Genomic DNA, 8,390 nt, shown 5'->3' with positions numbered 1-8,390 from the left:
CTCGGTGGTGAATGTTGCTCTGCCGTCCATCCGCGAGAGTCTTGGGTTCGACGCTGGCGGATTGGCATGGGTAGTGAATGCCTACGCATTGACCTTTGCGGGCTTCCTGCTGCTCGGTGGCCGTCTGGCGGATCTTCTGGGGCGCCGACGGGTCTTTTTGATCGGCTTGGCAGTGTTTTCCGGAGCAAGCCTCGCCGGTGGCCTCGTAAATTCGGCGTCTCTTCTCGTCGTGGCCAGGGCGGTTCAAGGCTTGGGTGCTGCGATCCTCGCGCCAGCGACGCTAACTGTTTTGACCGCCACTTTCCCCGAAGGCCCTCGTCGCACTCGTGCACTGGCCACTTGGACGGCGGTGGGCATCGCAGGCGGTACAGCAGGAAATTTGGTGGGAGGTATCCTCACCGAATATCTGACATGGCGGTCGACGCTGCTGATCAATGTGCCGATCGGGATGGCTGCAGTGCTGCTGGCTGTTCGCTATATTGCCGCTGATCGTCCCTCTGGGCCGCGTCCACGACTGGACTTCGCTGGAGCAGTCTTGGCGACAGCAGGTCTCGGATCCTTGGCTTACGGTATCGCCCAGGCTGCAGATGATGGTTGGTCGGCAAACTCGACCATCTCTGGCATTGCGATTGGCGTATCGCTCCTGATCGCCTTCGTCGTCGTCGAAAAATGGGTGACATCGTCACCTCTGATACCGCTGCATATCTTTCGGAACAGGGCAGTCTCCATCGGCAATGTGATCATGCTGCTGGCTGGAGCATGCCTGAACCCGATGTGGTACTTCCTGACTCTGTCCATGCAGAATGTTCTCGGCTACAGCCCCGTACAAACAGGTCTGGCCTTTCTGCCTCATACCATTGTCGCGATAGCTATCGGGGTGGGGCTGACTCCCTGGATGATGGGCAGAATTGACGGCCGCTTTCTCATTGCATCCGGATCGATCGTGGCTGCTGCAGGATTCTGGGTACAAGCCCAACTCGATACCGACAGCGGTTATGTGCAGGGAATCCTTCTGCCCGCCATCATCTTCAGCGTCGGGAGTGGAATACTGAACACTCCCATCACTGCTGCTGTCACCTCAGGGATCCCCGCCGCCGACGCGGGTGCTGCCTCAGGGCTGATGAATACCACCAAACAGATCGGTGGCGCGCTCGGGCTCTCCGTCCTGGTCACTTATGCAGCTACGAGCAGTCTCGACAAGGACGACCTCCTGGCCTCGTACAACGGTGCGTTCTACGCCATTGCGGCAATCATGATCGTGACGGCACTCTGTGCGCTGGCCTTACCGGCGCACAGGGACCACGCAGAATGAAACCTCTACCCCGCCAAAGATATACAGCTGAGGTCGAGAACTGATCGCGTGCTGTCCGGTTTTGTGAGATATGACGTGCTGGCCTTGGGAGGCACCGTCACCAGTCTCGGCAAATTTGTTATCTGCCTCTCCTCCTGGCATCCGCCCAAGTCGCTGAGCGACTAGGGCCGAACTCTCACCGCTACGACTGCGGTGAAACCCCGCGAAAACTCCGCCCATTGGGCGCCCTCGACAGATGAGCCGAGCAGATATAGAAAAAATTCCCCAGTTCGACCAGGCGTCGCTACGCACTAGTTCAGATAAGGGCCTTCGAGAGTAAGTGGGATGGCCAAAGAGACATAGCCACAACAGATTCCAAGGCTCCGGCGCTGTGGTCGCGTAGCGGCAACAACAATCAGTGCCTCGTTCCCCGAGATCGTCGACGCACTCAGTGCTGTGCTTGATCACCGCGAAACCGTCCTTGACGGCGGGATCGTCGCACTCGGACCCGACGGTGTGCCGTCCTTCTCCCTTTTGCAGCGCCGGATGCACGTCCTGCGCCTCGCCTCGATGCTGCCCTGGGACGAGTGGGGCCGCATGACTGATGCATACGACGGCAAAACCGACGCTGACTACGGATGCACTCCTTGATGTCGTTGCCGCCACCGACGAAGTCGACCTCCCCAGGCCGACACTGACCACCCGGACGTGACGAAGCCGCCGGCACCGAAAGGTGTCCAGCGGCTTCACAGGGTCGGTGCCCGTCTTGCGCCTCTTGGCATGTGGCCTCTCGAAGCGGCATTTCTGGGGTGGTACCCGGGGCAAAGAACCGAACACCGACAGCCTCTACAACGCACCTCTGCACAGGGTTATTCCGGTGCGTTGACCGCCTTTACTGCGTGCGTGGTGGTTAGGGAAAAGTAATGAGCGGCTTGATGATTCCGTCTTGCTTGTTGGCCATCAGGCCGAAGGCGTGCTGAACCTCGACGAAGTCGAAGCGGTGGGTGGTCATGGGAGTCGGATCGATCTTTCCTGTCACCATCAGCCGGAAGATTCTTTGCATGCGGTCACTTCCTCCTCGGCAGAGCCCGGTATGGATGGCTTTGTCACCCATACCCAACCCGAATGCCATCAGGTCGAGTTTGAGGGGCTCGGGGTTTTCGCCGTGGTATCCAATGTTCGACAATGTTCCGCCGGCCCTGATGGATGCAAGTGCGGCTTCGAACGTATGTGGAGACCCGAGTGCCTCGATGGCGGCGTCTGCGCCTTGACCTCCGGTGAGTTCGAGGATCTGCTCCACCACGCTGCCTTGCCTGTAGTCAATGATGTCGTCGGCGCCGTACCTCCGCGCCAACTCGATTCGTTCGGGAATCGCTTCGATAGCGATGATTCGGCCGGCTCCGCGTAGGCGGGCCCCCATTGTGGCGCACAGGCCTACCGAACCCTGAGCGAAAATGACGACGGTGTCGCCGATTTTGATCTGGGCGTTTTCTGCGCCGGTGAAACCGGTGCTCAGCATGTCGCAGGCGTAGACAGCGGCCTCGTCGGGCAGCTCGTCGGGGATCAGCGCTAGATTCGCTTGGGCCCCGGGGACGAGGAAGTACTCGGCCATGTTGCCATCGACTTGTGCTGTGTATTTGTAGCCACCGAGCAGTCCCTGACACTGGCTGCTGTACCCGCCCTGGCAGTAGCTGCAGGTCCAACACGGAGTGACGGCGTTGACCGCGACGCGCTGTCCAACGTGGAACCCGTTGACGTCGGAGCCGAGCGCCTCGATGACTCCAACCGACTCGTGTCCAAGGGTGCGTCCGTTCTCCACAGGTAGAGCGCCGGCGACGGTGTGGACGTCAGAGGTACAGATCAGGGCGGCAGTGGTACGCACCAACGCGTCGTTTGGGCCCGGTATCGGAATCGGCTTGTCGACGATTGCTGTCTTGCCGATATCGATCATTGTGAAGGTCTGCATATGCGTTGCCATGGATCTGTCTCCTTGTTTCAGTAACGGATGGTTTTGAGAGTCGGAACTTCGGCTTCTAGAGGGTCTCGACAGGCTGCAGTTGGCAGTCGAATGTCAAGCCTCAGCATGTAGAGGCGCGTAGGTGTTGAGAATGTGTTTGCCTGATCGCAACGGCGAAGTGCGAGAAACGGGAAGGTATGAGAGATCGACCTCGATGGACTATCTATCGCCGCCGTTGTTCTTGAGGATCATTGTTCCGAATTCCCCTGATTTCGTGGTCGAACCGAATCTCATTGCTTCGATCCCTTCTGCCGACGAAGGACCGGAATGAGGGCTTCCAGAACCGAGATATCGTCGATGGTGGGGGGAATGGGGTCACCGGTGCCATCCGCGATACCACGCATCGTTTTACGGAGGATTTTTCCGGACCGAGTTTTCGGAAGTGCTCCCACAATTGCGACGTCTCTGAGATACGCGACTGCTCCGATTTGGTTGCGGACCATCTGGATCAGTTCTGCTTCGACATCTTGTTCGGCGCGTGCTGTCCCCTCTTTGAGAACCACGAGACCGCGGGGGATCTGCCCCTTCAGTACGTCGTGTATGCCGATCACGGCACACTCGGCGACATCGGGATGCGCGCTGATCACTTCCTCCATACCTGCTGTGGAAAGGCGGTGGCCCGCGACGTTAATGACATCGTCGGTACGACCGGTGATGAAGACGTAACCGTCGGCGTCGACGTGTCCGCCGTCCCCTGTGAGGTAATAGCCGTCGTATGTCGATAGATATGACTCCACGAACCGCTCGTCGTTTTGCCACAGGGTGGGCAGGGACCCCGGCGGGAGAGGCAATTTGATGGCGATCGATCCTTCTGCACCGGGCGGCTCGGGTCTTCCTGCGGTGTCGAGGACGTGGACGCTCCACCCGGGCATGGGCACGGTGGGCGAGCCGGGCTTGATGGGCAAGAGTTCGATGCCCGCAGGATTGGCGGCGATTGGCCACCCGGTTTCGGTCTGCCACCAGTTGTCGATGACGGGGATCCCGAGTAGTTCTGACGCCCAACGATGTGTATTGGAGTCGAGTCGTTCACCGGCGAGAAAGAGGTATCTGAGGCTAGTGAGGTCGTATTCGACGGTGCGTGTTCCGTGTTGATCCTGCTTGCGGATCGCCCGCAGCGCGGTCGGCGCGGTGAACAAGCATTTGACCTGGTAGTTGTCGACCACGCGCCAGAATTGGGCAGCGTCGGGGGTGCCGACGGGCTTGCCCTCGTAGATGACAGTGGTGGCGCCTGCAAGTAGGGGCCCGTAAACCATGTAGGAGTGCCCGACCACCCAACCGACATCCGATGCGGTGAACATGGTCTCTCCGGGTCCGATGTCGAAGACGTTCGACATTGTCCAGGCAAGTGCCACCGCGTATCCGCCGTCGCGAACCACTCCTTTGGGTTTACCCGTCGTCCCAGAGGTGTAGAGCACGTAGAGCGGTTCGATGCTTTTGACGGTTACGCACGGAGCGGGAAATGTTATGGACATGGCCTGGTCCCAGTCTGTATCGCGGTCAGTCATTGTCGCTCGGAGCTGGGGACGTTGCAGCACCACACAGTGGTCAGGTGTATGTTCGGCGATCTCAATTGCTTGATCGAGCAGAGGTTTGTAGGCGATGATGCGGTCGCCTTCGATGCCGCACGACGCCGAAACGATTACCCGAGGTTCGGCATCGTCGATACGCGCCGCCAACTCCTTCGGAGCGAATCCGCCGAACACGACCGAATGCACTGCGCCGAGACGCGCAGTAGCGAGCATCGCGATGGCGGCCTCCGGCACCATTGGCATATAGATCACGACTCGGTCGCCGCGACGAACGCCGAGATCGGTCAGGACTCCGGCGAATAAGGCCACTTGCGTGCGGAGCTCGGCGTAGGTATACGTGCGTTGGGTGTCCGAGACGGGTGAGTCGTAGATCAGTGCCGTACGGTCGCCGTGTCCGGCGTCCACGTGGCGATCGAGCGCGTTGTGGCAGATGTTGAGTTTGCCGTCCGGGAACCATCGATAGAGCGGTGCGCGGTCGGAGTCGAGTGCGACGGTCGGGTACGTATGCCAGTCGAGTGCCTTGGCAGCATCAAGCCAAAAGCGTTCGGGATCGGCAACGCTGGCCTCGTAGACGTCCCTGTAGCGGGCCACGGGCGTTCTCCTCGTGAGGTGAGTGGATCGGGGTTCGATTCAAGCCCGGTCGTCTCCCGTCAGATGAGGCGACGGGAGACGACCGGAGATCACCGCTGTTAAACGGTTCTTGGTGATGGGGCGAGTGACGCGTACAGGGCCGACTCGAAATCGAGGTAGCTGCTGAACGAGGTGGGATCGCCGAACGGCAAGATCTGTGTGGCCCAGAATCCACCGTATCCGTTGCTTCGGTCGATCCAGTAGAAGAGGTTCGCTAGTCCCGCCCAGCCCAGGGCGCCGGCAGGGCGCCCGGTCGGGGCCTGTTCGTTGTTGATCATGAACGGAAGGGACCATGACTTGGTGATTCCGGGGAAAAACTCTGCATCGTTCGACAGTGAGGGAATTACTCCGGGTAGTCCGGTGACCGGCAGGTTACCGATATTGTTCTGCTCAGCCATTTGCACTGTTTCGCTTCGCAGGACCTGACCGTTGTCGCCCTCGCCGTCATTGAGCCACATACGGATAAACCGCATGTAGTCACCCACAGTGCCGTACAGACCGTGGCCCCCCATGTGGATTTCAGGAGGTGACGGCAGTTCGAACTTCATCGGAGTTAGCGAGCCGTCGGCGTTGCGCGCGTGGACGTCCGCGAGGTTGGACCGTTTCTGATCGTCGAGCTCGAAACTGGTGTGCTCCATGCCAAGTGGATCGAAGATCCGAGATTGGAAAATCTCGCCGAGCGGGTCACCAGTAATGCCTTCGATGACTTGGCCGACCCAGTCGAGGTTGCTTCCGTACTCCCACTTTTCACCCGGATCGAACAGCAAAGGAGTTCGCAAGGCCTGTGGCGAGGCTGTGATGATACTCGGCTGGCCGTAGTCATCCGCCAGTCGTTTGTAGGTTTCGTTGAAGAAATCGTATCCGAACCCGGCGGTGTGTGTGAGCAGCATCCGCGTGGTGATGGGGCGCTTGGGCTCGCGCAGGATCGGTTTCCCATTTGCGGAAAAACCTTCAATGACCTGCACCTCTCCCAGTGCCGGAACGTAGTTGCTTGCCGGTGCGTCCAAATCGAGACGTTCGCTTTCAACGAGTTGAAGCGCGGCAGTAGCTGTGACAGCTTTGGTGCAGGAGAATAGTGCGAAAGTATCCTCGATAGTGAGCGATTCGTCGCTATCGATTGAACGCTTGCCAGCCGCGCGTTCATAAACATTGCCGGTGCGGTCGGTCACCATCGCGACGACGCCTGGAATAGGTGCGTCCGCAGATAGAGCTTGCTGTAGGACCGCGTCAGCGGTCGCTGTGAATTCGGCGTTCATGATTTGTCCCTCTGATTGGTCTCGCTAATCCGACCTGTAGCTATGGCTACAGAAGTAGCGTTCGGACAATGGGCTCTGTGGGTCAGCGCAGATTGAAGCCCTTGTATCCGGCGTCGGCGATTTCCTGCGCCTTTTCTCGGTATGCGCCGACTCCCCCCGTGTAGGACAGGACCCGTCGCGGCTTCCCTGGAACGTTGGAACCTACGTACCAGGAATCCGTCTTGGAGATCAGATTCACTGCGGCTGTTTCGTCGTGGTGCGCCACCCACGCGTCCTCGGCCTCCTTGGTAGGCTCGATGACGGTCAGATCGCGCTCTTGCATGTAGCGAATTGCTTCGCTGATCCACTCGGTCTGCTGCTGCAAGCACGTGGTCATGTTGCACAGTGCCGCGGAGGGTGCCAGGGGCACGGCGGTCGTCAGCATGTTCGGGTAACCGTGCACCATCAGGCCCATTGTCGTGCGAATATCGCGTCCCCAGTCTTCCTTCAGAGACCGACCACCGCGGCCGCGGATGTCGATTCGAGTCAGTGCGCCGGTGCCTGCATCGAACCCAGTGGCCAAAATGATCACGTCTAGTTCGTGGAAGGTACCGTCGGTCAACTCGATGCCTTGGGGGACGATTCGCGCGATCGGGTTGTTCTTGACGCCGATGGCCGTCACATTCGGGCGGTGGTACACCTCGAGGTAGTTGGTTTCGAGCGGCACACGGTGTGTGCCGAAGCCATAGTCAGTGGGAATCAGCAGGTCGCACAGCTCCGGATCGATGAGCCGCGCCCGCATTTTCTCGCGAACGAACTCGGAGATCTCGTCACTGACCTGCTCATCGAAGAACATCTCCGCGAACGACGACAGCCACAGCTTGAGTGATCCGTACTCGTAGATGTTCTCGAGCACCTCGCGGCGCTGTTCGGGGGCTAGGTCGGCCCACACGTATTCGAAATCGTATTCGAAGCCTGTGAAGGTGTGCGGCAGTGTGGTTCGAAGCTCCTCGAATCGGTCCTTGTAGGCCGCGACGTCGTCGCTGTCGTACTGAGGGTTTTTCATCGGCAAGGCGTACTGGGGTGTCCGCACGAACACCTTCAGTTGATCAACCTCGTCGGCGATGGTCTGGATTACCTGAATGCCAGTGGCGCCGACGCCGACGACACCGACACGCTTACCGGTGAGTTCTACATCTCCGTGCGGCCATCGCGAGGTGTGGAAGATCTGCCCCCGGAAGTCCTGTTGTCCGGGGAACAAATCTTCCATCGGCGCCGACAGCATTCCGCAACAGGTGATGAAGAATCGGGTGCTGATTTCCTCGCCGCGGTCGGTGCGAATGGTCCAACGCTCAGCTACCTCGTCGAACTCGGCGCTGGTGATTGTTGTGGAAAACTGAATGCTGCGACGCAGGTCCAGGGTGTCGGCGACGTAGCGCATCCACCGCTCAATTTCGGGCTGGGCCGGGAAGCGTTGACTCCAGCTCCAGTTCTTGTACAGGTCCTCGGAGAACAGGTACTGGTAGATGTAGGCTTCGGAGTCGAATCGTGCGCCTGGGTAACGGTTCCAGTACCACGTACCGCCGACGTCTTCCGCAGCGTCGTAGGCGCGGACGTTCAGTCCCTGCTCGCGAAGCATGTGGAGCTGATACAAACCGGCGACTCCGGCGCCGATGATCAACGCATCG

General features: G+C 59.5%; 6 protein-coding genes. 2 read left to right on the top strand and 4 right to left on the bottom strand.

The genetic code is table 11. The annotated features are described in order from the left end of the window. Positions 1-1,312 (top strand): MFS transporter (locus A2J01_RS05290; RefSeq protein WP_064112244.1); only part of this gene is annotated, 1,312 nt, incomplete at its 5' end. A 435-nt stretch (positions 1,313-1,747) separates the two neighbouring features. After that, a complete protein-coding gene (locus tag A2J01_RS36765; protein ID WP_047269238.1) occupies positions 1,748-1,942 on the top strand; it encodes a hypothetical protein in 195 nt (64 codons plus the stop codon). Positions 1,943-2,201: 259 nt separating this feature from the next. Here the strand turns inward: A2J01_RS36765 and A2J01_RS05280 are convergent, their stop codons facing one another. From A2J01_RS05280 to A2J01_RS05265, 4 genes are all read right to left on the bottom strand, one after another. Beyond that, complete coding sequence (locus A2J01_RS05280; protein ID WP_047269239.1) at positions 2,202-3,269, bottom strand: NAD(P)-dependent alcohol dehydrogenase; 1,068 nt, start codon at positions 3,267-3,269, stop codon at positions 2,202-2,204. Positions 3,270-3,538: 269 nt separating this feature from the next. Further along, on the bottom strand, positions 3,539-5,428 hold the full coding sequence (locus A2J01_RS05275) for an AMP-binding protein (protein WP_047269240.1): 1,890 nt from the start codon (positions 5,426-5,428) through the stop codon (positions 3,539-3,541). Between the two features lie 98 nt (positions 5,429-5,526). Continuing rightward, positions 5,527-6,723 carry a serine hydrolase domain-containing protein gene (locus A2J01_RS05270; protein WP_047269241.1) on the bottom strand — a complete coding sequence of 399 codons (1,197 nt, stop codon included), beginning with the start codon at positions 6,721-6,723 and terminating at the stop codon, positions 5,527-5,529. 82 nt (positions 6,724-6,805) lie between these two features. Continuing rightward, the coding region (locus tag A2J01_RS05265; protein WP_064112243.1) for a flavin-containing monooxygenase at positions 6,806-8,390 on the bottom strand (1,585 nt) is incomplete at its 5' end.

This window comes from Rhodococcus sp. EPR-134 (assembly GCF_001647205.1).
In the GTDB taxonomy this organism is placed as follows: Bacteria; Actinomycetota; Actinomycetes; order Mycobacteriales; family Mycobacteriaceae; genus Rhodococcus_F; species Rhodococcus_F qingshengii.
Note: the sequence above shows the minus strand (reverse complement) of the source record. Positions and strands in the feature narration are given on the sequence as shown.

Excerpts from the sequence above, each read along its gene's own strand:
- A2J01_RS05280 (WP_047269239.1), bottom strand. The coding sequence starts at position 3,269 with ATGGCAACGCATATGCAGACCTTCACAATGATCGATATCGGCAAGACA.
- A2J01_RS05270 (WP_047269241.1), bottom strand. The coding sequence starts at position 6,723 with ATGAACGCCGAATTCACAGCGACCGCTGACGCGGTCCTACAGCAAGCT.